The organism is Streptococcus parasanguinis (genome assembly GCF_001578955.1).
In the GTDB taxonomy this organism is placed as follows: domain Bacteria; phylum Bacillota; class Bacilli; order Lactobacillales; family Streptococcaceae; genus Streptococcus; species Streptococcus parasanguinis_U.
The window spans coordinates 497,060-498,287 of record NZ_KQ969690.1 but is presented as its reverse complement, the minus strand read 5'-3'; the positions used below and the strand labels follow the sequence as shown (position 1 = coordinate 498,287).

The 1,228-nt window shown below is 44.1% G+C and carries 1 protein-coding gene; it reads right to left on the bottom strand.

Features of this window, described 5'->3' with window-relative positions; genetic code table 11:
* The coding region (gene mutY / locus SPADD19_RS06320) for an A/G-specific adenine glycosylase (RefSeq protein WP_061455545.1) at positions 1-1,147 on the bottom strand (1,147 nt) is incomplete at its 3' end.
* Between the last annotated feature and the right edge of the window lie 81 nt (positions 1,148-1,228).

Sequence of the window (1,228 nt, the reverse complement as noted above, 5' to 3'; positions counted from 1 at the left end):
CATTTTCCGTAAAAGTCGTCCAAATCTTTTGCTGGGGTTTAGCAAAAGGATAGTCCGAAAATTCTTCTGGTGTTAACCAAACAGTCGATTCGCTTGCTGGTTGCTCCCCTTCTTTTACTAGGCCGTATCGAATCTGAACCTGCCATTTACGATGCGAAAAGACATGCTGGACGATAGGATAAGATCTGTCCTGCCAATCAATGGCCAAGTCATAGTCCTGTTCAAAGAAAAGAATTTCAGGGTTACGCTCTGCTTCCCTCTTCCCATCCAATAGAGATAATTGGCCTAGATTCTCATATAGGCTATCCACTTCGATCAAGGGGAAATGCCAGAAACCTGATAAAAGCCCCTCTCGCTCATTTTTCTCCAGCAAGTAGCGTCCTTGACTATCCTTGATAATAAAGGCTGTTAGATAGACAGGTACAGGTTTCTTCTTAGGAGCCTTAATGGGATAACGATCCATGGTCCCATGTTGGTAGGCTGCGCTAAATTCCTTAACAGGACTCTCTTCCGGCCGTGGATTGACTGGTGATTCAATATCGGATCCCAAATCCATCAAAGCCTGATTGAAATCACCCGGCCGGGCCGGATCGATCAAGATTTCCATCATGGCTTGAAAAATCTTGCGATTGGTCGGAACTCCGATATCGTAGTCCACTTCAAACAAACGGGCTATAACACGCATGACATTGCCATCTACTGCTGGCTCTGGTAATCCAAAAGCAATACTAGCGATGGCACCAGCTGTATAAGGCCCAATTCCCTTAAGTTGAGAGATGGCCTCATAGCTTGATGGAAACACTCCTCCGTGATTTTCCATTATCTGCTGGGCAGCTTTCTGCATATTGCGGACACGTGAGTAATAGCCCAAACCTTCCCAAGCTTTTAAGAGTTTTTCTTCAGGGGCTTGAGCCAAATCAGCGACCGTCGGAAACCAATCTAAAAAACGCTCATAATAAGGAATCACCGTATCGACACGTGTCTGCTGGAGCATAATTTCTGAGATCCAAATTTTATAAGGATCCTGGGTCCTTCTCCAGGGAAGATCCCGTTTATGGGCATCATACCAGACTAATAACTTTTCTCGGAAGGAAGCGATTTTCTCCTCCTCCCACATGGTAATCCCGTAATCTTTTAAATCTAACATATTCCTAGTATACCATAGAATGAGTTAGAGTTTAGAAATTCTGATTTTATAAAGAAAAAGAGGCTGGGACAAAAGTCCTAG